The 24,422-nt window shown below is 34.9% G+C and carries 26 protein-coding genes and 1 riboswitch; of the genes, 2 read left to right on the forward strand and 24 right to left on the reverse strand.

Annotated features, from left to right (window positions below; genetic code table 11):
• Nucleotides 1-157 precede the first annotated feature (157 nt).
• Nucleotides 158-1,309 (forward strand): aminotransferase class V-fold PLP-dependent enzyme, encoded by a 1,152-nt coding sequence (locus tag I0Q91_RS06905; RefSeq protein WP_270453700.1) that lies wholly within the window; start codon nt 158-160, stop codon nt 1,307-1,309.
• Nucleotides 1,310-1,356: 47 nt separating this feature from the next.
• Here I0Q91_RS06905 and I0Q91_RS06910 read toward each other — a convergent pair whose 3' ends face one another.
• From I0Q91_RS06910 to I0Q91_RS06945, 8 genes are read right to left on the reverse strand one after another with little or no spacing between them, the layout of a single operon-like run.
• On the reverse strand, nt 1,357-2,241 hold the full coding sequence (locus I0Q91_RS06910; protein WP_270453701.1) for a selenium metabolism-associated LysR family transcriptional regulator: 885 nt from the start codon (nt 2,239-2,241) through the stop codon (nt 1,357-1,359).
• 17 nt (nt 2,242-2,258) lie between these two features.
• The gene (gene dsdA / locus I0Q91_RS06915) at nt 2,259-3,512 is read right to left on the reverse strand and encodes a D-serine ammonia-lyase (protein ID WP_270453702.1); all 1,254 of its coding nucleotides are present in this window, start codon (nt 3,510-3,512) and stop codon (nt 2,259-2,261) included.
• A 24-nt stretch (nt 3,513-3,536) separates the two neighbouring features.
• Nucleotides 3,537-4,025 (reverse strand): pantetheine-phosphate adenylyltransferase, encoded by a 489-nt coding sequence (gene coaD / locus I0Q91_RS06920; protein WP_270453703.1) that lies wholly within the window; start codon nt 4,023-4,025, stop codon nt 3,537-3,539.
• An 18-nt stretch (nt 4,026-4,043) separates the two neighbouring features.
• On the reverse strand, nt 4,044-4,595 hold the full coding sequence (rsmD, locus tag I0Q91_RS06925; RefSeq protein ID WP_270453704.1) for a 16S rRNA (guanine(966)-N(2))-methyltransferase RsmD: 552 nt from the start codon (nt 4,593-4,595) through the stop codon (nt 4,044-4,046).
• Between the two features lie 22 nt (nt 4,596-4,617).
• Entirely contained in the window at nt 4,618-6,672 is a 2,055-nt protein-coding gene (recG, locus tag I0Q91_RS06930; RefSeq protein WP_270453705.1) for an ATP-dependent DNA helicase RecG, read from the reverse strand.
• A complete protein-coding gene (locus I0Q91_RS06935) occupies nt 6,672-7,550 on the reverse strand; it encodes a DegV family protein (RefSeq protein WP_270453706.1) in 879 nt (292 codons plus the stop codon). Before I0Q91_RS06935 ends, recG begins: the two co-directional genes overlap by 1 nt.
• A gap of 24 nt (nt 7,551-7,574) precedes the next feature.
• Nucleotides 7,575-9,305, reverse strand: a complete 1,731-nt coding sequence (locus I0Q91_RS06940) for a DAK2 domain-containing protein (RefSeq protein ID WP_270453707.1) — start codon at nt 9,303-9,305, stop codon at nt 7,575-7,577.
• A complete protein-coding gene (locus I0Q91_RS06945; RefSeq protein ID WP_270453708.1) occupies nt 9,292-9,657 on the reverse strand; it encodes an Asp23/Gls24 family envelope stress response protein in 366 nt (121 codons plus the stop codon). The genes I0Q91_RS06940 and I0Q91_RS06945 overlap by 14 nt, the downstream gene beginning before the upstream one ends.
• A 177-nt stretch (nt 9,658-9,834) precedes the next feature.
• Here I0Q91_RS06945 and rpmB point away from each other — a divergent pair, with 177 nt between their 5' ends.
• Nucleotides 9,835-10,065, forward strand: coding sequence for a 50S ribosomal protein L28 (gene rpmB / locus I0Q91_RS06950; protein ID WP_270453709.1), 231 nt, complete (start codon nt 9,835-9,837; stop codon nt 10,063-10,065).
• A gap of 48 nt (nt 10,066-10,113) precedes the next feature.
• On the opposite strand, the gene I0Q91_RS06955 is transcribed toward rpmB, so the two are convergent.
• The 16 genes from I0Q91_RS06955 to def all read right to left on the reverse strand — a co-directional run bounded on the left by I0Q91_RS06955 (nt 10,114) and on the right by def (nt 24,404).
• A complete protein-coding gene (locus tag I0Q91_RS06955; RefSeq protein ID WP_270453710.1) occupies nt 10,114-11,334 on the reverse strand; it encodes an NAD(P)-dependent malic enzyme in 1,221 nt (406 codons plus the stop codon).
• 11 nt (nt 11,335-11,345) lie between these two features.
• A complete protein-coding gene (locus tag I0Q91_RS06960; protein WP_270453711.1) occupies nt 11,346-11,897 on the reverse strand; it encodes a Fe-S-containing hydro-lyase in 552 nt (183 codons plus the stop codon).
• Between the two features lies 1 nt (nt 11,898).
• A complete protein-coding gene (locus tag I0Q91_RS06965) occupies nt 11,899-12,753 on the reverse strand; it encodes a fumarate hydratase (protein ID WP_270453712.1) in 855 nt (284 codons plus the stop codon).
• Between the two features lie 14 nt (nt 12,754-12,767).
• Nucleotides 12,768-13,430 (reverse strand): thiamine diphosphokinase, encoded by a 663-nt coding sequence (locus I0Q91_RS06970; RefSeq protein WP_270453714.1) that lies wholly within the window; start codon nt 13,428-13,430, stop codon nt 12,768-12,770.
• Between the two features lie 4 nt (nt 13,431-13,434).
• Entirely contained in the window at nt 13,435-13,899 is a 465-nt protein-coding gene (gene ribH / locus I0Q91_RS06975; RefSeq protein WP_270453715.1) for a 6,7-dimethyl-8-ribityllumazine synthase, read from the reverse strand.
• 1 nt (nt 13,900) lies between these two features.
• Nucleotides 13,901-15,133 carry a bifunctional 3,4-dihydroxy-2-butanone-4-phosphate synthase/GTP cyclohydrolase II gene (locus tag I0Q91_RS06980; RefSeq protein ID WP_270453716.1) on the reverse strand — a complete coding sequence of 411 codons (1,233 nt, stop codon included), beginning with the start codon at nt 15,131-15,133 and terminating at the stop codon, nt 13,901-13,903.
• A 17-nt stretch (nt 15,134-15,150) separates the two neighbouring features.
• Complete coding sequence (locus I0Q91_RS06985; RefSeq protein WP_270453717.1) at nt 15,151-15,819, reverse strand: riboflavin synthase; 669 nt, start codon at nt 15,817-15,819, stop codon at nt 15,151-15,153.
• Nucleotides 15,819-16,955 carry a bifunctional diaminohydroxyphosphoribosylaminopyrimidine deaminase/5-amino-6-(5-phosphoribosylamino)uracil reductase RibD gene (gene ribD, locus I0Q91_RS06990; RefSeq protein WP_270453718.1) on the reverse strand — a complete coding sequence of 379 codons (1,137 nt, stop codon included), beginning with the start codon at nt 16,953-16,955 and terminating at the stop codon, nt 15,819-15,821. The genes I0Q91_RS06985 and ribD overlap by 1 nt, the downstream gene beginning before the upstream one ends.
• A gap of 86 nt (nt 16,956-17,041) precedes the next feature.
• Nucleotides 17,042-17,159: riboswitch (FMN riboswitch) on the reverse strand.
• An 89-nt stretch (nt 17,160-17,248) separates the two neighbouring features.
• Complete coding sequence (rpe, locus tag I0Q91_RS06995) at nt 17,249-17,896, reverse strand: ribulose-phosphate 3-epimerase (protein ID WP_270453719.1); 648 nt, start codon at nt 17,894-17,896, stop codon at nt 17,249-17,251.
• Entirely contained in the window at nt 17,889-18,728 is an 840-nt protein-coding gene (gene rsgA, locus I0Q91_RS07000; RefSeq protein ID WP_270453720.1) for a ribosome small subunit-dependent GTPase A, read from the reverse strand. Before rsgA ends, rpe begins: the two co-directional genes overlap by 8 nt.
• 48 nt (nt 18,729-18,776) lie before the next feature.
• Complete coding sequence (gene pknB, locus I0Q91_RS07005; protein WP_270453723.1) at nt 18,777-20,543, reverse strand: Stk1 family PASTA domain-containing Ser/Thr kinase; 1,767 nt, start codon at nt 20,541-20,543, stop codon at nt 18,777-18,779.
• A gap of 12 nt (nt 20,544-20,555) precedes the next feature.
• On the reverse strand, nt 20,556-21,284 hold the full coding sequence (locus I0Q91_RS07010) for a Stp1/IreP family PP2C-type Ser/Thr phosphatase (protein WP_270453724.1): 729 nt from the start codon (nt 21,282-21,284) through the stop codon (nt 20,556-20,558).
• Nucleotides 21,285-21,288: 4 nt separating this feature from the next.
• The gene (gene rlmN / locus I0Q91_RS07015; protein WP_270453725.1) at nt 21,289-22,326 is read right to left on the reverse strand and encodes a dual-specificity RNA methyltransferase RlmN; all 1,038 of its coding nucleotides are present in this window, start codon (nt 22,324-22,326) and stop codon (nt 21,289-21,291) included.
• A 1-nt stretch (nt 22,327) separates the two neighbouring features.
• Entirely contained in the window at nt 22,328-22,975 is a 648-nt protein-coding gene (locus tag I0Q91_RS07020) for a DUF6391 domain-containing protein (protein WP_270453726.1), read from the reverse strand.
• Between the two features lie 20 nt (nt 22,976-22,995).
• The gene (gene fmt, locus I0Q91_RS07025) at nt 22,996-23,934 is read right to left on the reverse strand and encodes a methionyl-tRNA formyltransferase (RefSeq protein WP_270453727.1); all 939 of its coding nucleotides are present in this window, start codon (nt 23,932-23,934) and stop codon (nt 22,996-22,998) included.
• A gap of 2 nt (nt 23,935-23,936) precedes the next feature.
• Entirely contained in the window at nt 23,937-24,404 is a 468-nt protein-coding gene (gene def / locus I0Q91_RS07030) for a peptide deformylase (protein ID WP_270453728.1), read from the reverse strand.
• Nucleotides 24,405-24,422 lie beyond the last annotated feature (18 nt).

Consider the following 24,422-nt stretch of genomic DNA (forward strand, 5'->3'; position numbering starts at 1 on the left):
AACAGAAAAACAATAAACACTTTTGATATAAAAAATAATCTTTTTTTATATAACTCCCAAAAAAACTTGAAATTACAGCCCGATTAAAGATATAATTAACATAATAAATTAAAATAATAGCAAATATAATATTAAGAAATAAAAGGAGAGATAAATTGTGGATACAATCTATTTAGATAACTCAGCTACTTCCTACCCCAAGCCGGAGCCAGTTATAGAAGCTATCTGTCATTTCATGCAACACGTTGGAGCAAATCCTGGCCGGGGAGGCCATTCCAGTTCATTATCTGCCAGCAGATTAATTCTAGAAACAAGGGAATTAATCGGAGAGTTCTTCGGCGGAAGATCACCAGAAGAAGTAATTTTAACCCAGAATATAACCCATGCCCTTAACATCGTTATTAAAGGTTATTTAAATAAAAATGACCATGTTATAACAACAAAATATGAGCATAATTCAGTCTTAAGGCCATTAAATAGATTAAAATCAGAGAAAAATATAAGTTACGATTTTTTACCTGTTTCAGAAGAAGGAGATTTCGATTTAAACTCCCTGGACAAACTAAAAAGAGATAACACCAGGCTTATAATCATCAATCATGCCTCTAATGTCAGCGGTGTTATTCTAAATATTAAAAAAGCCATAGACTGGGCAAATTATAATAACATACCTATTATGATAGATACAGCCCAGACAGCTGGCAGTTATAAAATCAACTGGCAGGAGTTAAATGCCGATTTTATAGGATTTACAGGCCATAAAGGCTTTATGGGCCCTGCTGGAACCGGCGGCCTCATCATCTCTAATAAAATGATAGAAAAAACTAAACCCTTCATTGAAGGTGGAACTGGCAGCAAATCCGACCTGCTAATCCAGCCAGAACTTTTACCTGATAAATACGAAGCCGGCACCCAGAATACTCCTGGAATTGCCGGTCTCAATGCAGCAATCAAATTTATCAAGCAAAAAGGAATTGAATCTATCGATAAAAAAATAAAAGAAAATTACAGGCTGCTCCATCAGGGCCTGGCAGAAATCAATGGAATTAATATTGTCGGCCCAAAAAACATTGATAATAAAGTCAGCACAATTTCATTAACATTCGATGAGCATGACCCTGCAGAAATCGGCTTTACAATCGATAAAAACTATGGAATTATGGCCAGAACAGGCCTGCACTGTGCCCCATTAGCACATAAAAGTCTGGGCACATACCCGGAAGGCACATTACGCCTAAGCCCGGGATATTTTTCATCCAGGGAAGAAATCGAAAAAACTATTAAGACATTTAAAGATATAGTCTCTTAACTATTGATAAATCATATACATTACAAGATCTTAAGCAGAGAAAGATCTTAACCATTTAAGTAATTATAGAAACTCTTTAAAATCTTTTCTTCCAGCCTCCCCTTTTCATAGATCAAATATAAATGGCGGCTAAGATTTAATTCCGGTGTTTCAATTATCTTTATTCTGCCTGATTTTTCCGCCTTACTGGCAGCCATTCTTGAAACAAATGAAGTTCCTAACCCGGCTTCCACAGCTGATATCACAGCCTCCGTACTGCCAAACTGATAGCTAACCTTAAAATCCTTCAGGGAGTATCCAAGCTCTCTGAAGGCATCAAGCATAACCTTCCTTGTTCCTGAGCCCTCTTCCCTGATCACCAGATCATTTTTTATAATTTCACTGAGCCCAACTTTATCACTCTCAGCAAGTGGATGGTTAACTCCAACAATAAATTTCAATTGGTCATCTTCAACAGGTTCAGATAAATATTTATCTGAATTAAGCTTTTTCCCGATGATTATCAAATCAACCTTGCCAAGTGTTAAAGCTTCAATCATATCCTGACTATCGCCACTTATTACATCAACTTTAATATTACTATAATCATTTCTAAAATCAGCAAGTCGGCCAGGCAAAAAATAAACGCCAGGAATAGTACTTGCTCCAACTTTAATTCTACCAGTATCCTTAGTCGAAAGTTGAGAGATCTCTAATTCTGCCTTATCCCATCTTCTTAATATCTCCCTTGACTGTCTGTAAAGAATCTTACCGGCGTCAGTTAAATGAATTGTCCCCTTAGATTTATTGATCAACTCAGTCTCAAAATACTCTTCAAGTGACTTAACCTGCATACTGACTGCAGGTTGAGTCAAATTCATCTCCTCAGCAACCTGAGAGTAACTGCCAATATCACAAAGTTTTATAAAAATCTTTAAAGTATTAAGTTTCATAATTTACCCCCTGGACTTTATTTTTTGACCTGATCATAATAGTTTTGCCAGTCATTTTCAGGCAGCATAGATCCTCCAGTTAACCAGACAATATGAATAGCTTCAGCAGCAATATTTTCATAGCCATTAGCTTTTAATAACTTATTGACAGATTTTGGTCCTTTCAAACCAGAAGCAGCAGAAGGCTCAACTTTTAAATTTTCAAGATCATATAAAAGCGCCATAGAATTTAAAATCTCACTATCATCTAAAATATAGCCTCCAGCAAATAAGTTACCTGTTGATTCCATCACCAGCGGCGAAGGATTCCTGACAGCAAGCCCATCAGCAACTGTCCTGCCGTCCCCCTTTGTAAAGTTAAACTCATTTGAATTAGAGCTAAATATTAATTCTCTATCATCATCAATTAATGCTTTACTAACAGCAATTGCCGTTTCAGGCTCAACTACCAGGGGATATACCTTATCACCAAAGATATATTTCATGCCATAGGCAATCCCTCCTGGGGCTCCACCAACTCCACAGGGCAGATAAACAAATATCGGCGGAATATTTTCTCCCAGCAGATTAAGGCCCTCTAATTGTTTTTCAAGATAAAAGGCTGCAGTACTATACCCTAAAAAGAGCAACCTGGAATTCTCATCATCAATAAAAATACTCTTCGGATTTTTTTCTGATTCTTCCCTTCCGATAGCTATCGCTTTCTCGTAATCACCTTCATACTCAATAACTTCCACACCTTTAGACCTTAAAAGCTTCTTTTTCCATTCTTTAGCATCATCTGACATATGCACTCTTACTTTAAAGCCTAAGGCTGAGCCACTAATGCCAATACTTAAAGCCAGATTACCGGTAGAACCAACTTCCAGATAATAATCCTCAAATAATTCCTGGGCTTTATCACTTAAAAGCCAGTTATAATTTCCTTTAAGAGAAAAGCCATTACCTTCAGCCAGAGCTATAGCATGCTGAAAGACAGCATAAATTCCTCCTCTTGCTTTAATAGAGCCAGCAATAGGTAATTGATGATCTCCTTTCAAAAAGACTCTATCTGCAAGCTCATCATCTAAATCGTTATATAAATTCTCTGCCGGATATAAAGGAGAATCAATCACCCCTCCAGTATGTTTTACTTCAGAAAAGATTTCAGCAATTACCGGGGCCAGCAATGCCCATTCTGTCTTTGCTGCTTTAATATCTTTAAAATCTATTTGACTCTCGTCCATCTCATTTCTGCCCTTTTTGCTAAGATCTAAAAATAACTCCTCCATTATTTCGCCACCTCTTTATCTCAATTAAGAATTATTAATATCTAATTTATCTATTAAAGCTTCTTTTACAACCTGGGGTACAAACTTATCAATATCCCCTGAAAAACTGGCAACCTCTTTAACCAGGCTTGATGATAAAAAGATATAACTGGCATCAGTCATTAAAAATACTGTCTCAATCTCATCATTTAACTCTTTATTCATTGCAGCCATCTGGAATTCGCCTTCAAAATCAGAAACAGCCCTTAAACCTCTAATAACTGCATCTGCCCCCTTCTGACTGGCATAGTCCATAGTCAAACCTGAAAAAGCCTCTATTTCAAAGTCACCAATTTCTTCAGTTGCTTTTTTTAGAAGCTCTACCCTTTCCTCCATTGAAAAAAGCGGTTCTTTGCTATTATTATTAAAAACAGCGATAATAACTTCATCAAATATCTTAGAAGCCCGTTCAATTATATTTAAATGACCATAGGTAACAGGATCAAAACTTCCTGGATATATAACCTTTGACAATTAAAATCACCTCAATTTTTAACCCTGAAATTCAGCAACTATAATACCTGTTGAACCGTAATCTTTCTCCTTAATAATTAACAGTTCACCTGGAATTTCAGGTCTATAATTTTCTCTATATTCAATAATTAGAACAGCTGGATTCTTTAAAAGTTGATAGTCCAGTAATGCAGTTAATGTATCTTTATAATAATTCTCATCATATGGTGGATCAATAAAAACTAAATCATATTTCTTTGTACTATTTTTTATAAAGCTTTTAACATCCTGGCAAAACAGATTAGTTTTTTCTTCAATCCCTAATAAATCAATATTATCTCCAATAATTTTGCAATTCCTGGAGCCAATTTCTACAAAATCAACAGTCCCTGCACCTCTACTGGCTGCTTCAAGTCCTAAATTACCAAAGCCTGCAAAGAGATCCAGACAGTCTTTTCCCCTGGGAAAATCTAAAAGTATATTAAAAACAGCTTCCTTTACCATATCTTTAGTTGGTCTCACTTTATCAGTCTGATATGATTTTAATTTCCTGCCTTTAAATTTTCCAGCAATAATCCTCACAATAAACACCTCATAAGCAATATAATAACAATTAAATAATAACTTCTAATTGACTGACTTTATTAACAATATCAGGATATTTTTTCTCCCAATTAGCCTTAGAGGTCAATCTCAATGCCTCTTTTCTGGCAATCTGTAAAACCTTCTGGTCCTGAATCAGACTGGCTACTCTAAATTCATCAATACCATGCTGTCTGGTACCAAAAAATTCACCTGGGCCTCTTATTTCAAGATCCTTTTCAGCAATAACAAAACCATCACTGCTGGCAACCATTGCCTCAATTCTCTGAATACCATCCTCCGTTTTAGGATCAGCAATTAAAATACAGAAAGATTGCTTATCACCTCGTCCAACCCTTCCTCTTAACTGGTGGAGCTGGGCCAGGCCAAATCGATCAGCATCTTCAATAACCATTACCGTTGCATTAGGAACATCAATTCCAACTTCAATTACTGTAGTTGCAACGATCAGATCGATATTGCCTTGCTTAAATTCTTCCATGATCTCCTGCTTATCAGCAGCAGTCATCTGACCGTGAACCATACCTAAATTTTTATCAGGAAGAAACTTTTCATTTAACTGCTGATATAATTCGTCTACAGAAATTAAATTTGGCATCTCATCTGAAGGCTCAATTAATGATGTAACAACAAAGGCCTGATCTCCTGCTTCTATCTTTTGATTAACAAAATCATAAATTTGTCTTCTCTTATCCCGCTTTCGCCAGTAAGTAATAACAGGCGAACGGCCTGGGGGCATCTCACCAATAACTGAAACATCGAGATCACCATATAAAGTCATAGCAAGAGACCGAGGAATAGGTGTTGCTGTCATTACTAGTAGATCAGGGTTTTCTCCCTTTTCCATTAATCTCTGTCTCTGCCTGACCCCAAATCTATGCTGCTCATCAATTACAATTAAACCTAAATTTTTATAATTGATATCGTCCTGAAAAAGAGCATGGGTACCAACTACTATATTAAGATTATCAGATTCTATCCTTTCAAGGATTTTTTCCTTATCACCAGTACTTGAGCTACCAGTAATTAAGCCGATATTAACTGGTAAGTTTTTAAATAATTCTTTTAAAGTAAAATACTGCTGCTCTGCTAGAATCTCAGTTGGCGCCATATAAAGGGAAAGCTTGCTATTTGAAACAACAGCCAGTAAAGCCAGAGCTGCAACAACAGTCTTCCCGGAACCAACATCTCCCTGAAGTAATCGCTGCATTGGAATATTTTTTTCCAGGTCACCAGCAATATCATGCCAGGCTTTTTTCTGAGCTGAAGTCAACTTAAAATCAAGTTCACTTAAAAAGTCAGCCATTAATTCAGTTGATGGAGGATGACTATATCCCTTTTTAATCTGATATTGATTTTTTTCCATCATTAAGCGGATCTGAAATAGAAATAACTCAGAAAAAGCCAGACGCTGTCTGGCTTTAATGAATGAATCCCTGCCTGAAGGAAAATGATATTCCCTGACTGCATCACCAATATGAGGGAGTTTATATTTTCTTTTTAAATAAGCAGGCAGCCAGTCATTTAATTTGTTAGCATAATTATTTACTGCTCTAAAAACTATAGACCTAAGTTGTTTCTGATTTAAATTCTTAGTTAAAGTATAAATAGGCACAACCCTATTAGTATGAACTAAATTTTCTGAATCTGCAGCTTCATAAACAGGATTATTAATCTCTTTCTTTTTAAATTGCCTCCAGCTTTTCTCGCTAATCTGGCCATGCAAATAAAATTCTTCTCCCTTAGAAAAATTCTTTGCAAGATAAGTCTGATTAAACCAGCTTCCTATAACTGCGTCACTATGATCTATAAATGTCACTTTTAATAGTTCAAGACCCTTTCTTATCCTGCTTTTTTCAAGAGAATATACTTCACCTTTAATTGTTACTGTCTCGCCAGGAGCAGCATCCTTAATAGAAATTACTTTACTTCTATCTTCATAATCTCTAGGAAAATAAAATAAAAGATCAGCTAAAGTATCGATACCTAATTTCGATAATTTTTCTGCCCTGGCCGGTCCCACACCTTTTACATATTCAATTGATTTTGCCAGAGTAGAATCCATTATTTCAATAAATCTCCACTTAAAAGAGCCATACCATATACTGACGGGCCAACATGGGCTCCTAAAATTGGGCTAATTATATTTTCAATTATTTCTACTTCTACTCCTATTTCCTGACATAGCTCATTCAATGCAATTTTGATTTCTTCAGCTCTCTCAGCATTATCTCCATGCATAATTCCTATCCAGGCATATTTCTCACCCTGCAGCTCTTCACGACAATACTCCACAATAGCATCCTTAACCCGCTTTTTCCCCCGGGCTCTACCATTTGGGGATATTTCACCTTCAACTGCTTTAAGTTCTAATAGTGGGTGAAAATTAAGAATAGACCCTAAAAATGACTGGGCCTTCCCAATTCTTCCGCCTTTTTCAAGAAATTTAAGGTCACTAACTGTAAACAAAACTCTTGATTTATTTAAATAATTATCAATAATTTCAGCAATTTCATCAAGTTCTTTACCAGCTTCAACCAGTTTACAGACAAGTTTTACAAGAGTACCTAAACCAAGACTGGCAGATCCAGTATCAATTATTTTGACTTCAGTATTATTTATATCCTGGGCTGCTAGTTGAGCAGACTTTACAGTACCACTTAATTTACCTGAAATATGAATTGAAATAATCTGATCATATTCTTCAGCCATCTCCTGATATTTTTCAATAAATCTACCAGCAGAGGGCTGAGAAGTGGTCGGAATTATATCTACTTTGCTTATCTTCTCGAAAAACTCAGCAGAATCTATATCAACTCCATCTATATACTGTTCATCACCAAAGTGAAGAGTCAGAGGAATAGTAAATAAATAATCTCTGCTCTCAATAAACTCTTTTGGCAGATCATTGGTGCTATCTGTTAAAACTCCTATTTGGCTCATTTAAAACACCTCAATTTTCTTATTTTATTCTAATGAAATGATATATGGATAAAGTGGCTGTTCCCCCGCATATATTTCTATCTCATCGATATTATCAAAACGATTTAATAATTTTTTCCTTAATTTAATAGCATCATCTTCAGTTACTTCTTCACCATAATATATAGTAATTAATTCTTCATCTTCAAGAGATTCTTCAAATAATTTAACAACTACTCTCTCATAATCATTACCTTTAACTTTAATATTACCATCAATTAAGCCAATTACATCTCCTTCTTTAATATCAAGACCCTGAACTTTAGAATCTTTTACAGCTTTTGTAATTTGAGCAGTTCTAACATATTCTCTTTCTTCATCCATAGCATCAACCATTGTATCCAGTTCTTCATGTTCATTATAATGCATCATAGCAGCAATAGCCTCAGTAAAGGATCTAGTTGGAATTACCTTAACAGTTTTTTCTTCTTCAAGTTCTGCTGCCTGTCTGGCTGCAGAGACAACATTTTTATTATTAGGAAATATAATTATTTCTTTTGCATTAAGTTTTTCAAGAGCCTGAACAAAATCATTAGTACTCGGGTTCATTGACTGACCACCAAATATAACTTCATCTGCTCCTAACTCAGTCAAAATATCTTTTATACCCTCACCAGCAGCAACGGTTATAATACCTCTTTTCTTTGGTTTATCATCTTTATTGCTTATCTTAATAGTTTCAGCATCAGTAGAACTTTTTGTAGCAACTGAATGATCATCATTTACAACCTTAAGTTCTGGTTTTTCTTTATAAATCATATCCCGATGCTGACTCTTCATATTATCGATTTTAATATCATCAATAATTCCAATTTTAAGTCCATACTCCAGGATAACACCAGGATGATTAGTATGAATATGAACTTTAATGATTTCATCAGAGCCAACAACCATTAATGAATCTCCATAATTATTTAATTCCTTCCTAACTCTGTCTATCTCTTTTTGTCCATCTTCCTTATCAAGATGGATTAACAACTGAGTACAAAAAGTATATTTAATATCTTCTTCACGTTTTTGATGAGCTCCTAAATTCTTATGAGCTGCAACATCGCCTGTATCAGAGTAAATAACTTCTCCTTTTAATGCTTGAAGCATGCCCTCAAGGATAAATATATATCCCTGACCTCCAGCATCAACAACTTCAGCTTCTTTTAAGACAGGTAGTTGTTCTGGTGTCTTATTTAAAGCAACATTTGCAGCTTCAATTGTCTCTTCCAGGATAACCTGAGTATCATCACTCTTTTTAAGCCCCTTTTTAGCGCCATCAGCAGCTTTCCTGGATACAGTTAATATTGTACCCTCTACAGGCTTTAAAACACCTTTATAAGCCACTTTAGATGCATTTTTAAGAGCTTCTGCGAAAACTTTAGCATCCATCAACTTATTACCCTCAACAGCCTGAGCAAAGCCCCTTAAAAGCTGAGATAATATAACTCCTGAGTTACCTCTGGCTCCCATTAAAGCTCCTCTAGACATAGATTCACAAATATCATCAATTCTATCTGACTTACTGTTTTTTGTTTCTTCAACCGCTTCCTGCATTGTTAAATACATATTAGTACCTGTATCACCATCAGGAACCGGAAATACATTAAGGGAATCAACCAGAGATTTTTGCTGACCTAATCTACTTAAAGCGGTCTCTAACATCTCTTTAAATCGGTCACCGTCTATAGTATTAATTCCCCTGTTATTTTTATTACCGGTCTTCATCTTGGACCCTCACTCCCTGTACATTAATGTCAACTTTAGCTACTTCTACCCCTAGCTTATCATTGACAGTATAATTTACTCTCTCCATGGCATTAGTTGCCACCTGTTGAATATTAGTACCATATTCAACAATAATATTTAGCTCAAGGCTTACTTTGTCTTCTTCAATATTAACTATTATACCCTTGGTTAAATTATCCCAACCTAATAGATCAGCTATGCCATCCTGCATATTCCTGGAAGACATGCCAACTAAACCATAACATTCCATTGCAGCAAGTCCAGCTATTTTAGCGATAACATCTTTGCTTACAATTACTTTTCCAAATTCTGTTTGCCATTCTTTTGACATATTCTCACCTCGTTTATAAGACAAAAGATTTAATTTAATTCTACAACAATTAGATAAAACTTGCAAATCCAACTTATAATTCTCCAATAAAACTTGTCAGGACTACTCTAAATATGTTAAAATGAATATTAGAGCTAAAATAGCAGGCTTATCAAAATAGAAACGGGGGTGTTTGTAATGGCACAGGTCTGTGAGATTTGTGGTAAAGGCAGCAACAACGCCAATAGAATAAGACGTAGAGGTAAAGCAAAAAAAGAAGGCGGTGTAGGCCGTAACGTAACTAGCGTCAGCAAAAGAAGCCAGAAGCCTAATCTTCAAAAGATAAAGGCTATGGTTGATGGAAATAAAAAAAGAATTAAAGTATGTACTACCTGTATTAAATCAGATAGAGTAACTAAAGCATACTAAATAAATTATAAGGCGAAGGAGATAATTACTCCTCCGCCTCTTTTTTATTTAATAGGTAACTTCAGCTAATTCTTTTTCCAATTCTTCTCTTGACTTTTTAATTCTTGCTACACCTGTTTCCATTGCCGCCTCAGCTACTGAAATAGCAACTGCTTTAGCAACTCCCTTTTCAAATGGTCCAGGAACAATTCTTTCATTATCAGGTTCTTGAATCAGTCCAGCTATTGCCCTGGCTGCAGCCATCTTCATCTCTGAATTAATATCTTTTGCTCTAACTATTAAGGCACCTTTCATGACTCCAGGAAAAGCCAGTACATTATTAATCTGATTTGGATAATCAGACCGACCTGTAGCAATTATTGAAACACCAGCCTCTTTAGCCAGCTCTGGAGCAATCTCTGGATCAGGATTTGCAAGGGCAAATATAATTGGGTCCTGATTCATTATATTAACCATATCTTTAGATAATACGTTACCAACTGATAAGCCAATAAAAATATCTGCCTTATTAACTGCTTTAGCCAGGCCACCATCTAAATTTGCTGAATTAGTTATTTTTGCCAATTCTTCTTTAGCAGGATTTAAATCACCTCTATCACTATTAATGATCCCCTTACTATCACAAACAACTAAATTATCTTCTGAAACACCTGCCTGAAGCAATAATTTAACAGTGGCAGTTGCTGAAGCACCAGCTCCATTAATCACAATTTTACTATTTGATAATTTTTTATCAAATAATTTGGTAGCATTTAATAAACCAGCTAAAATTACAATAGCCGTACCATGCTGATCATCATGAAATATTGCCATCTCAGTTTCTTCTTTTAACTTTTCCTCAATATAAAAACAGTCTGGAGCAGCAATATCTTCTAAATTAATACCTGCAAAAGAAGGCTCTAAATTTTTTACTATATTAACTATCTCTTCCTTATCAGTAGTACCCAGACATAAAGGAACTGCATCAACTCCAGCAAATTTTTTAAACAAAACTGCCTTACCCTCCATTACAGGCATAGCAGCATCTGGACCAATATTCCCAAGTCCCAAAACAGCAGTTCCAGAACTGACAACTGCAATCATATTGCCTTTAGCAGTATACCTGAATGCATTATCCTTATCTTCAGCAATAGCTCTGCATGGCTCAGCTACACCTGGAGAATAAGCCAAACTTAAATCATCAGCATTATTAACTTCGACCTTACTTTTAATTTCTATCTTACCTTTATTATCTTCATGAAATTTTAATGACTTCTGATAAATATCCAAAATATCTCCCCCTAATTATTATTTGAAAATTCCTTTTGTCCCTGCTCATATAAATCATTACCTTCTACGTCATTAACAACAAATAATGGAAGACCTTCAACATATAATTTCCTGATAGCTTCTGGTCCTAATTCAGGATAAGCTATAACCTCAGCTTCTTTTATATGTTCAGCTATTAAAGCTGCAGCCCCTCCAACAGCGGCAAAGTAGATAGCATCATATTTTTTTAAAGCATCCCTTACAGATTCAGATCTTGCACCTTTACCTATCATGCCTTTAAGACCAGCCTTTAACAGTGGTTCAACAAATGGATCCATTCGATAACTGGTTGTAGGACCGGCAGATCCAATTGCTTTATCAGGTTTATTAGGGGCCGGACCAACATAATAAATAACAGTTCCTTCAATATCAAATGGGAGCTCTTCGCCTGCTTCCAGGGCCTCAACCAGGCGTTTATGAGCCTGATCTCTAGCAGTATATATTGTCCCTGTCAGCCTAACCTCATCTCCTGCCTTAAGTTCTTTTATTAGACTATTATCTAATGGCAAATTTATTTCTTTCATCCTATCTACCTTCCTTATTAAATACTAAGCTTATATGGCGAGCAGAATGACAATTCAAATTAACTGCAACAGGCATACTGGCTATGTGACAGGGATAACTCTTGATATTAACACCTAAAGCAGTTGTATTTCCGCCAAGACCCTGGGGACCAATTCCAAGTTGATTAACTCTTTCAAGAATATTTTTCTCTAATACTGCCAGCTTTGGATCAGGATTTCTTTTATCTATTCTTTCAAAAAGACTCCTTTTAGCAAGTAAAGCTGATTTTTCAAAATTACCTCCAATTCCAACACCTACAATCAAAGGAGGACAGGCATTGGCACCTGATTCCTGAACAACCTGGACTATATAATCAATAATTTCATCTTGAGATACAGTTGGTTTCATCATTTTTATCTGACTCATATTCTCACTGCCACCACCCTTAGTGGCAATATCCAGTTTTAGTTCATCACCTTCAATAAAATCATAATGAATAATGGCAGGAGTATTAGTGCCGGTATTTTCTCTATCAAGTGGATCTTTTACAACTGATTTCCTTAAATAACCATCACTATATCCTCTACTTATCCCCTTATTAATGGCATCTTTTAAGTTACCATCAAATTGAAGATCTTGACCAATTTCTGCATAAACAACAACCAATCCAGTATCCTGACAGAGAGGAACTCTCTCATTTCTAGCTATCTCTGAATTATCAAGAATCTGTTTCAAAATTTTGCGGCCAACTTCACTTTTTTCTCTATCATAAGCTGCACTTATTGCATTTTTAACATCTTCAGGCAGCTCAAAATTAACCTCTTGAACCTTACTGGCAATCTCATTCTCAATCTCTTTTGTTTTAATTAATTGCATATTTTCACCTGTATCTAATTAGAATTATCATCATGTAAAATATAGATTAATCTACCTTTACCAACCTTTATCTTAAAAACATCCCCAACGACTCTATTACTAATGCCTCTGGTATAACTTCTTAATAGATCAAGTCCTTCAATGTCATATTTAGTTCCACTAAGTGATATATTCTCAACCTTTTTATCTAAAGGCAATAATGATAAATGCCAGCCTTGATAACCTGAAATTTCTTTGCTTTTTTCAATTATTCCAATTTCAAGACCTTTTTCCTTAATGACAGCATCAATATTAAGATTCAAAGAATACTCAAGCAGATAAATATTAGCCAGTTGCTGATCAAACCTTCCACCCATACTACCTAGTAATATAATTGTATCACATTCTAACCTATTACAATAATCAATGGATAATTCACCATCTGTTTTATCTTTATCAACAGGATATCGCTCTAAAGTCACCTGTCTTTCCTTCCAGAAATCTAATTCAGCTTCAGTCAGCGAATCAAAATCACCAATTATATATCCAGGATCAATTCCTAAGCTTTCAAATAATCTGGCCCCTCCATCTGCTGCCAGTCTAATATCTGAACCATTAATAATATCTTTATAAAAGTGATCAGGGGAGTTAAATTCTCCATTTAATACAACTACTGCCTGACAATTATCAGAGCCCATTTTATTAAAACTGATTTAATAGATTGGCCATTTCCAGCATACCAACAGCTGCTTCAAAACCTTTATTGCCAGCCTTAGTGCCTGCTCTCTCAATAGCCTGTTCAATTGTATCAGTAGTTATTACCCCAAACATTACAGGTTTTTCAGTATCTAAACCGACTGTAGCAATACCCTTTGAAACTTCAGCACAGACATAATCAAAATGAGGTGTTGCCCCTCTAATTACTGCACCAAGGCAAATTACACCATCATATTTATCACTGGCTGCCATCTTTTTAGCAGTTAGTGGTATTTCAAAAGCACCTGGAACCCAGGCAATGTCAATATCTTCAGCTTCAACTCCGTGCCTGATCAAAGCATCCTTTGCTCCTGAAAGCAGTTTGCTTGAAATAAATTCATTAAAACGAGCAATTACAATTCCAACTTTTAAGCCTTCACCTAACAGTTTACCTTCATATACTTTAGACATTTTAATTATCCTCCTTTGGATTATCTTTAATCTCATTTGTATTTAAATTATGCAAAATATGTCCCATCTTATTCTTTTTAACTTTTAAATATTCTTCATTATCTCTATTAGGTCTAATTTCAAGAGGTACCCTATCAGTAATTTCAAGACCATAACCCTCGAGACCAACAACCTTTTTCGGATTATTAGTTATTAATTTAATAGATTTTATTCCTAAATCAATTAAAATCTGAGCGCCGATTCCATAATCCCTTAAATCAGCAGGGAAGCCTAAAGCGATATTGGCTTCAACAGTATCCATTCCTTCATCCTGTAAATGATAGGCCTTTATTTTATTGGCTAAACCGATACCCCGGCCTTCCTGGCGCATATATACAATTACACCCTCGCCATTTTCTTCTATCATTTCCATAGCTCTATGAAGTTGCTCGCCACAGTCACAGCGATTAGAACCTAATACATCACCAGTTAAACATTCTGAATGGATCCTTGTTAATACATTCTCCTTATCATGTAAATCTCCTTTAAAAATTGCCACATGTTCCATATTATCTACCATAGTTGAGTAGACCCGAATCTTAAACTCGCCATATTCAGTTGGCATATCAGCTTCAGCTTCCAAATTAATTAGCTTTTCCCTTTTCTTTTTATATTTTATAAGATCAGCAATACTAATTAATTTTAAATCGAATTTCTCAGCAAATTCTTCTAGATCATCTAATCTAGCCATCGAACCATCATCTTTGATGATTTCACAGATTACACCAGCAGGTTTCAATCCAGCTAATTTAGCCAGATCTACAGCCGCCTCTGTATGACCGGCCCTTCTTAAAACTCCACCTTTTCTGGCCTTCAGTGGAAATATATGTCCAGGACGATTAAAATCTCCTGGTTTACTTTCAGGATTCACTAACTCCTGAATAGTTTTAGCCCTCTCTTCAGCTGAAATACCTGTTGTTGTGGAAACATGATCAACTGAAACAGTAAAACCAGTCTGATGAGGATCAGTATTATTACTTGTCATAAGAGGAATTTCTAATTCTTCTATTCTTTCTTTTTCCAGTGGAGCACAGACCAGGCCTCTGCCCTCTTTAATCATAAAATTAATCGATTCTTTATCAGCCTTTTCAGCAGCCATCAAAAGATCTCCCTCATTCTCTCTATCTTCATCATCTACAACTATTACCATTTTACCTTCTTTGATATCCTGGATTGCATCTTCTATTCTATCCATTATTATCCTCCCTTAAATTATAGGTCATATCCATATTTTTGTAATTTTTCTTTAGTTAAAGAACCTGATTTATCATTACTTCCACCACTATTTTTTAGATAATTCTCTGTTGTATTCACAATATATTTGCCAAGTATATCAGTTTCCAGGTTTATAGTGTCACCAATTTTACTCAGATAAAAAGTTGTCTCAGACCAGCTCTCTGGTATTAGAGAAACTTTAAAAACTTTATCATTAACTTCAACAACAGTTAAACTTACTCCATTTACTGCAATTGAGCCTTTTTCAACGATATATTTTCCTAATTCTTCAGGATAGTCAATAGATAATACTCTGGCATTCTTTTCAGGTTTTATTTTTAAGAGATTTCCTGTACCATCTATATGGCCGGTCACAATATGCCCATCCAGCAAATCATTAACCCCTAATGATGGCTCTAAATTAACCTGACTGCCAAGACTGAGATCTCCTAAATTACTTTTTCTAAGAGTTTCAGGCATTACATCAGCCTTAAATCCAGTTGCTGTAAAAGCCACAACAGTTAAACAGACACCATTAACAGCAATACTGTCACCTTTGCCTGCAGATTCTACAACCCTTTCAGCTTTAATATCAAGTTGATATGAGCTGCCACCTTTATTAATTGCCTGAAGGGTACCAATTTCCCTGACAATACCGGTAAACATTAACTTTCACCTCTTTTAGGATAGGCTGTAATCAAAATATCTTCACCATATCTTTCAGTTTTATCTATATTAATTTTTTCAGATTTATAAATTTTATCTGGTGCAGCACCGGCAAAAACAGGAATACCATCATTACCACCAAGGATTTTCGGGGAAATAAAAATATAGTATTTATCTATTAAACCTGCTTTTAAAAAAGAATAATTAATTCTACTGCCGCCCTCTAACAAAATATTAATTAGATCAAAATTTATTAATTCTCTTGATAGATCATCGAGGTCAAGCTGATTATCTTCATTTAAAGCAAGCTCGATTACTTTCACTCCAGGTAATTCTTGAAATTTTGATTTTTTTACAGCATCGACATCAGGTCCAGTAAAAACTAAAATATCTGAAAGATAATTACCTTTTCTGGCTTCCTTAAACAATTTTGATTCAAGAGAAATTTTTAGGTTGCTATCAAGAATAACCCTGGTTGGCTGACTCACCTTTCCATCTAAATGCCGAACTGTTAATTGAGGATCATCAAGCTCAGCAGTTCCTCTACCAACTAAAACAGCATCTAACTTATGGCGTAAATAATGTGCATATTCCCGGGATTTTTCACCAGAAATCCAGCGAGCATCACCACCAGGCGCAGCAATATAACCATCAATAGTTTGAGCAACCTTCAGATTATAAAAAGGTCTTTTCTTTTCCATAAAATGAAAGAATGATTCATTTAATTTTCTGCCCTCTTCTTCCATCAATCCTGCATAAACCTCAATATCCTTTTCTTTTAATTGAGATATTCCACCACCTGCAACTTTAGGGTTAGGATCTCCATTAGCAATAAAAACCCTTTTAATTCCAGAATTAATCACTTTTAAAGAACAGGGAGGTGTTTTCCCATAATGACTGCAGGGCTCTAAATTAACATAGAGATCAGACCCTTTAACATCAGTATCTGCTGAATCAATAGCCATAACCTCAGCATGATCTTCACCAAAAGCAGAATGATAACCTTTACCAATGATTTTATCATCTTTTACGATGACAGCACCAACCAGTGGATTAGGACTCACAAAACCTTCTCCCTTTCTAGCAAGTTCCAGGGCTCTTTCCATATATTTATAATCCTTATCTCTAAACTCCATAAAAACTACTCCCCTCCAGCATTTCGTAAATAATCAGACATAAATAAAAGCCTTCCTAATTATAGGGAAGGCCTGGATATCTCTTGCAAGGCTAACTCTCATCCAGACTTTAACTGTCGGTATTGGAATTTCACCAATTCAACCCCGTTGGGCTTGTGGACTTTAACCACCGGTATGGAATTTCACCACTCCCCGTCAGCATAATATTCATTTTTAAAACCAATTAACTATACATATTAACTGTACATATTTTATCATAAATTAAAAACACTGTAAAGTCAGCCTAAAAACTGCTACTCTCCAGCAGCTCTAAACTTTTTAATCATTTCATAAGGATTTTCAGAACCAAATATTGCAGAACCAGCAATAATTATATCTGCGCCGGCCTCAATTACTTCACTGACATTATGAAGTTTTATTCCTCCATCAACTGCAATTGCCACATCATTATTTAATTCTTCTATCATAGAATTAAGCCTGGCAATCTTTTCAGTTATCTGTGGAATATATTTCTGACCACCAAAACCTGGATTAACTGACATTATCAAAACCATATCTAAATCAGGCAAAATTAATTCAATCTCTTTTAAAGAAGTCCCTGGATTTAAAGATACACCGGCTTTACAACCTGATTCTTTAATCCGTTGAATCAATCTATGGCTATGATTTGTCGCTTCAATATGAAAAGTTATATAATCACTACCTGCTTCAGCATATTCTTCAATATAATCTTCAGGATTAGAAATCATCAAATGGGTATCGAAAACCAGGTCAGTCTTATCTCTCAGAGCAGATATAATTCCTGGTCCAAAAGTCAAATTAGGAACAAAATGACCATCCATAATATCTAAATGAAGCATATCCGCATTATCTATAGTTTTAACCTCTTCTGCAAGCCTGGTAAAATCAGAGGCTAACAAAGATGGAGCAATTTTAATCATATTGCTTTCCCCTTTCCTCTAACATCTCAAAATATGTCTTATATGATTTATATCTTGAACTGGCAAGTTCGCCTTCTTCAACTTTTTCTTTTATTAAACAGCCTGGCTCATGAATATGATTACAGTTATTAAATTTACAATTACTCAAATACTTTCTAAACTCAGGGAAATAAAATTTCAAATCTTCAGCTTCAATGCCATCTAATTCAAGTGTTGAAAAGCCTGGAGTATCAGCAATCCAACCATCGCTATTCATCTTAAGTAACCTTACTTCCCTGGTAGTATGGGTTCCCCTCTTAAGTTTCTTGCTAATATCGCCAACCTTTAAGTTAGCACCAGGTATCAAAGTATTTAATAATGCAGTTTTCCCAACACCTGATGGCCCTGCCAGCACTGTTATACCTTTAGAAATGGCATCTTTAACCTCAATCATTCCTGTACCATTTTTTACACTTGTCAGAAAAACATTATAACCTGCATCTTTATATGCATTTATTGCATCATCTATCTCTGGATCTATTTCATCTACTAAATCAGTCTTATTAATAACAATTACAGGACTATAATCTAGAGATTCAATTAATATCAAAAACCTGTCCAGTAATTTAAAATTCACTTCAGGATTTTTAAGTGACTGAACAAGCAAAACCTGGTCTACATTTGCAACTTTCGGTCTCATCAGTAAGTCTTCCCGGGGCAAAAGCTCTTCAACCATTTCCTCTTTGACAACAACTCTATCTCCTGGATACATTTCTTCTCTAATTCTACCTCTAGGTTTACAGCGTTTTTCTTCTCCATTATCTAAATGGACAAAAACAAATCCACCAATCATTCTATTAATAGTACCCTTAAGCTCGATTTTTTAACTCCCCCTTAAAATCTATTCAAGTAACTCATCATAGATCAGATCATCTTCTCTATACAGTAAATACCTTGTAGAACCATAACTCTCAACCTCAATTTCAACCTGCTCACCTGGCTCAACCTGAGCTCTCCAGGCCATATAAATTCCAGTATCATCTTCTATCATCAGCCTGTATGAAGCAACCTCATTACCTGATCCAGTAAAACTAATCGTCCTATTTTTTATGCGATCATCATCAACTTCATTTTCATCTAAATGACCCTGAACCACATTACCCTGACTTACAACAAGATTAACTTCATCTCCTAAGAGATACTCCTCGCCAATCTCTGGGTCAGTATTAATAACCCGATTTTGTTCAATTTCATCAGAAAACTCATAATCTGTTTCACCAACAACAAAACCAAGTCTTTCCAGTTCTATAGTTGCCTGCCTGGTAGTCATTCCACTTAAATCTGGAATCTCTCTCCGCTCAGGTCCAGCACTTAGAATTAAATTAATACTTCTTGTAACTCTAATATTTTCACCGGCAGCTGGTTCCTGAGAATAAATATTACCTTCATCTATTTCAGAGCTAAATCTTTCTTCTTCAGCAATAGTATATTCAAAACCAGATTCTTCAATTATTTCAGTTGCCTCCTCAAGCTCAATTCCAGTTACATCAGGCACCTCTGCAATAGGTACATTCATTACTCTATTATATGCAAAAATGAATCCGCCTATTAATAAAGTTAAGATGCCGATACCAATCAAAGCATAAATTATAGGTCTCTTAATTTTTGAGGACGACTTTTTGCTTTTATTGCTTTTTTCTCTTTTACTTCTCTTATTAGTTTTCAATGAGCTCACTTTTTTGTCAGTTGAATTATTATCAAGCTCATTTATCTCTTTATAATTATGAATTTTTGTTCTTTCAAAAATATCTCTCCGTTTTTGATTTTTGTTTTCTCTTCTTAATCTATTAATCTTTGCCATAGCCTGAAGGAGTTCCTCTCTCATTTCCAGTGCTGAAGAAAATCTGTCATCTGGATCTTTGGCTAAAGCCTTTTTTATTAATTGATTAACTTCTTCAGGAATAGAATTATTATAATCGGAAAGATCTGGAACAGGTTCTTTTATATGTTTTAAAGCAACAGAAACAGCAGTTTCCCCTTTAAAGGGGACTGTACCTGTTAACATTTCAAAAAGTACAACCCCAAGAGAATAGATATCTGTCAGTGGTGTAATTTCTCCTCCTTTAGCCTGTTCAGGAGAAAAATAATGGGCACTGCCAACGACAGAATCAGTCATATCCAGGGTAACTGTAGAGCTGACTGCTCTAGCTATACCAAAATCAGTAACCTTAACCTGATTTTCAGGGGTCAGAATAATATTATGGGGCTTAATATCACAATGAACAATATCACTCTCATGGGCAACATTTAAAGCTGCAGCAATCTGAGAAGATATATCCAGTGCTTCAATAATCGGCAATTTCCCTCTTGCTTCAATAATATCCTTTAAATTCTGTCCGATTATATTCTCCATTATCAGGTAATGATAATTTTCAGTCTGCCCTATATCATAAATATTAACAACATTGGGGTGAGAAATCCTGGCAACAGCCCTGGCTTCATGGCGAATTTTTTTAATAAATTCTTCATCAGAAGCATATTCAGGTCTCAACATTTTTAAAGCAACCTGACGATCAAGCATTATATCGGTAGCTTCATAAACTACAGCCATCCCACCTCTGCCTAACTCTTTATTTATTTCATATCTATTTTTTATTACTTTATCCAAAAAAATTCACCTCTAAACTTCCTTTATCAAACAAGAAATAAAAGTAATGTTGTCACTGCCACCGGCAGCAAGTGCATCAGTTAATAATTTATCATTAATCTCATCAACTTCAGGATATAAATTAGAAATTATTAACTCAATCTCCTTTTCTCTCACCATATCTGACAAGCCATCACTGCAAATCAAGATATAATCACCTGAATTAAGCTCAACCATACCGGTATCTAAGTCCAGGTTTCTCTCCAGGCCAATAGCCTGTGTTAAAATATTTCTTTTAGGATGATTAAAGGCTTCCTCTTTAGAAATCTTTCCCTTAGTAACAAGTTGATTAACATAGGAATGGTCTGTAGATAACTTGCTTAAATTTTCATTTCTATATAAGTATATTCTGCTATCGCCTACATGTCCATAATATAATTTATCATTACATATCAAACAAACTGATAATGTAGTACCCATGCCTTTTAAGGTAGGATCATCTAAACCCTTATCTATAATCCTATTATTAATCCCACTAAAAATATTTTGAAAATATTGATTATATTCATCGTTACAATCAAAATTAATTTCATCCAACATCTCAATTGCAGTAGAACTTGCAACTTCGCCACCTTTATGGCCACCCATGCCATCAGCTACAGCAAGGATATTATTTTGATTAAGCCTTACTAGATAAGAATCTTCATTCTTGTCTCTAAGATTACCTCTATCCGTTATCCCTCTAGCAATTAAATCAGACATTAGATTATTCCTCCCTTAATCGGAGTTGACCGCATGCTGCAGTAACGTCTTCCCCCATACTTGCTCTTATCTGAACAGGTATGTTAAAATTATCTAAATATTTTTTGAAATTTTTGATCTTATTTTCAGGGCTTGGTTTATGAGCTAGACCATCAACTGGATTAGCAGGAATCAAATTAATAAAAACATTCATATTGCCTAACCAATCAACTAATTTTTTTGCATCCCTAATACTATCATTAAAACCAGAAATCATTAAATATTCAATTGTTATTCTTCGAGATGTCAATTTATAATAATCCTTCAAAGCAGATTTTATAGCATTTAAATCATATTTTTTATTAATAGGCATCAATTTATCCCTTTTATCATTATCACCAGAATGAATGGAAACTGCGAGACCAATCTGATCAAAATCTCTCCCAAATTCTAGAATTTTAGGAACAATCCCAACTGTAGAAACAGTAATTCTCCTGCTTCCAATATTTAAAGCTTTTTCAGAATTTATAATCCTAATAGATTTTTTAAGATTATCATAATTTAAGAATGGCTCCCCCATCCCCATATAAACTACATTTCTAAGTTCACCTAAATTATTCTTATCAATATATCTAGAAATCTGCCAGACCTGGTCAACAATCTCAGCTGTCGTTAAATTTCTCTTACAACCATTTAGACCAGTTGCACAAAAATTACAACCTAGATCACAACCAACCTGAACTGAAATACAGACAGTAAATCTTTCTTCTTTAGATTGTGGAATTAAAACCGTTTCAACTCTTTCACCATCATTTAACTCCCAGAGAAATTTACTTGTTCCATCTCTACTTTTATTAACCTTAATTAATTTTAGATTTTCCATCAAAAAATTATTAACTAAAAATTTCTGAAGCTCTCCAGGTAAATTTCTCATTAAATCTGGCTTAATAACTAAATTATTATATACCCAGTTAAAAATCTGATCAGACCGGAAAGATGGAAATGAATTTTCAACTAAAATTTCTGTTAAATCTGATTTATTTATTCCTTTAAATGAATACATCCTAAACCTCCCTGGTCCTCACATATATCTTGCTTCCTGGTTGAAATGGTTGATTACTCTTAGAATAATCTGCTCCAATAATATAAATATTATCAACATCTGCAGAAGTAGTAACTTTATTTTGCAAAATATCTCCAACAGTTGGACCAATTAAATTTGCAATTAACATTGCCAGCAACATACTCCAGATAGAAAAATAACCACTCCAAAATAATATAAAAATAAATATGATAGCCGATAATAAATTAGCTGCTGTTAAAGTAGTTCCGCAGCGTTCATGAATTGTTAACTCTTTTTCACCAGATTTTAATCTTTCCTGACCTTCTCTGGCAGCGAGTTCAACTTCTGTTAAATCTTGAGCTCCAATTATATAAAAACCCTCTTCATCTGAATAGCCTGCCAATTGTCTGTAACCATAATGTTCTTCAAGGACGTTAATAGTTGCATGCTCTAAACCATGATTCTTCTTTAAAATCGGATTTTTTGCAATTCTATATAACTCGCCAGGGGCATGAATTAAGCTATGCATTGAATTAAAAGTAAATTTCAAAGGAATTAAAAACAAAAATATAAAAAAGAAAAATGCTGCTGGAAGCAATAATACAGGAAAAAAGAATAATAACATTATTAAAATTAACCAAAAAATCATAAAATCACTTCCAAATTATATTATTTACCTAAAATCTCACCTTTTTCAGGTTGATAACCACAGATAAAATCTCTAGCCGACATCCTCTTTGAGCCAGGTAACTGAACTTTAGCAAGATTAATAGCTCCATTAGCAGTAGACACGATTAATCCTCGATTTAAATCAACAGAAATTATCTCACCAGGAGTTGAATTATTGTCAGTTTCAACAATCTCAGATTTCCAAACCTTTAATTTTTTACCCTGATAAAAAGTATAAGCTCCTGGCCATGGGTTATTCCCTCGAATAAAATTAAAGACATCATGACTTGGTTGATCAAAATCAATTAAACCATCTTTTTTATTTAACTGAGGAGCATAATTAGCCAGGGAATCATCCTGAGATTCTGGCTCTATTTTGCCTGCCTCCATCTCCAGAAGAGTCTTAACAAGTAAATCAGCTCCAATTTCAGCGAGTTTATCATGGAGTTTGCCAACAGTATCACTATCTTTAATGATCAACTCTTCCTGTAATAACATATCTCCCTGATCAAGTTCTCTTGAGATCAACATTGTTGTTACTCCTGTTTTATTATCACCATTAATAATTGCCTGATGAATTGGACTGGCACCTCTGTATCTAGGCAATAATGAAGCGTGTAAGTTTATTGGAGCTTTTTTAGGTATATCCAAAACTTCCTGGGTAAATATCTGACCAAAGGCAACTACCACAAAATAATCAGCTTTAATTGCCTCTAATTGTTCTTTGATTTCTTCAGAATTGATATCAGGAATTTCTAGCAAATCCAGATCTAATTCTTTAGCCTTCTGGCCAACCGGTGTAGAAGATAACTTTTGACCTCTACCTTTCTTCCTGGGCGGCTGGGTAACGACTAGTTCAATGTCTATTTCATTATTATTATCAAGTCTAACCAGTGAGGGCACTGAAAAATCCGGGCTCCCAAAAAATACAATTTTCATTACTAACCCTCCATGCCTGCTAATTCAGCAGGGTCTATCATTTTATCAACAAAGAGAACACCATCAAGATGGTCTATCTCATGCAGGATTGCTCTGGCTGCCAGTCCTGTAAATTCTTTCTGATATTTTTCTCCATGACGATTATAAGCAGTTAACTTAATACTCTCTGGTCTGGCAACTAGTCCATTTCTATCAGGTATACTCAAACAGCCCTCTTCTGCGATATCTTTTCCCTCTTTTTCAGTAACTTCAGGATTTATGATTTCAAGCAATTCTCCATTAACTTCAACTACTGCTACTTTAAGCTGAACACCAATTTGTGTTGCTGCTAATCCTAAACCTTCAGCATCATGCATAGTATCTATTAAATTAACAATTAAATTTTCAGTCTTTTCAGTAAAATGTTCTACAGGTTTAGCTTTTGCTCTTAATACTGGATCTCCAATTTTTCTTATAGGTAATACAGCCATCATGGCCACCTCCATTTT

This window comes from Halonatronomonas betaini, from assembly GCF_015666175.1.
Classification (GTDB): Bacteria; Bacillota; Halanaerobiia; order Halanaerobiales; family Halarsenatibacteraceae; genus Halonatronomonas; species Halonatronomonas betaini.

Coding starts and splice junctions, on each gene's coding strand:
- I0Q91_RS06985 (WP_270453717.1), bottom strand. CDS start 15,819: ATGTTTACCGGTATTGTCAGGGAAATTGGTACCCTTCAGGCAATTAAT.
- I0Q91_RS06935 (WP_270453706.1), bottom strand. CDS start 7,550: ATGAGCCAAATAGGAGTTTTAACAGATAGCACCAATGATCTGCCAAAA.
- rsgA (WP_270453720.1), bottom strand. CDS start 18,728: ATGATTGGTGGATTTGTTTTTGTCCATTTAGATAATGGAGAAGAAAAA.
- I0Q91_RS06970 (WP_270453714.1), bottom strand. CDS start 13,430: ATGGGCTCTGATAATTGTCAGGCAGTAGTTGTATTAAATGGAGAATTT.
- I0Q91_RS07020 (WP_270453726.1), bottom strand. CDS start 22,975: ATGATTTTTTGGTTAATTTTAATAATGTTATTATTCTTTTTTCCTGTA.
- I0Q91_RS06980 (WP_270453716.1), bottom strand. CDS start 15,133: ATGGATAGAATAGAAGATGCAATCCAGGATATCAAAGAAGGTAAAATG.
- I0Q91_RS06960 (WP_270453711.1), bottom strand. CDS start 11,897: ATGAAAGAAATAAATTTGCCATTAGATAATAGTCTAATAAAAGAACTT.
- I0Q91_RS06945 (WP_270453708.1), bottom strand. CDS start 9,657: ATGTCAAAAGAATGGCAAACAGAATTTGGAAAAGTAATTGTAAGCAAA.
- def (WP_270453728.1), bottom strand. CDS start 24,404: ATGGCTGTATTACCTATAAGAAAAATTGGAGATCCAGTATTAAGAGCA.
- ribH (WP_270453715.1), bottom strand. CDS start 13,899: ATGTCTAAAGTATATGAAGGTAAACTGTTAGGTGAAGGCTTAAAAGTT.
- I0Q91_RS06910 (WP_270453701.1), bottom strand. CDS start 2,241: ATGAAACTTAATACTTTAAAGATTTTTATAAAACTTTGTGATATTGGC.
- dsdA (WP_270453702.1), bottom strand. CDS start 3,512: ATGGAGGAGTTATTTTTAGATCTTAGCAAAAAGGGCAGAAATGAGATG.
- rlmN (WP_270453725.1), bottom strand. CDS start 22,326: ATGTATTCATTTAAAGGAATAAATAAATCAGATTTAACAGAAATTTTA.
- rpmB (WP_270453709.1), top strand. CDS start 9,835: ATGGCACAGGTCTGTGAGATTTGTGGTAAAGGCAGCAACAACGCCAAT.
- I0Q91_RS06965 (WP_270453712.1), bottom strand. CDS start 12,753: ATGCAATTAATTAAAACAAAAGAGATTGAGAATGAGATTGCCAGTAAG.
- rpe (WP_270453719.1), bottom strand. CDS start 17,896: ATGATTAAAATTGCTCCATCTTTGTTAGCCTCTGATTTTACCAGGCTT.
- recG (WP_270453705.1), bottom strand. CDS start 6,672: ATGGATTCTACTCTGGCAAAATCAATTGAATATGTAAAAGGTGTGGGA.
- I0Q91_RS07010 (WP_270453724.1), bottom strand. CDS start 21,284: ATGTCTGATTTAATTGCTAGAGGGATAACGGATAGAGGTAATCTTAGA.
- I0Q91_RS06940 (WP_270453707.1), bottom strand. CDS start 9,305: ATGAAGACCGGTAATAAAAATAACAGGGGAATTAATACTATAGACGGT.
- ribD (WP_270453718.1), bottom strand. CDS start 16,955: ATGGAGTTTAGAGATAAGGATTATAAATATATGGAAAGAGCCCTGGAA.
- fmt (WP_270453727.1), bottom strand. CDS start 23,934: ATGAAAATTGTATTTTTTGGGAGCCCGGATTTTTCAGTGCCCTCACTG.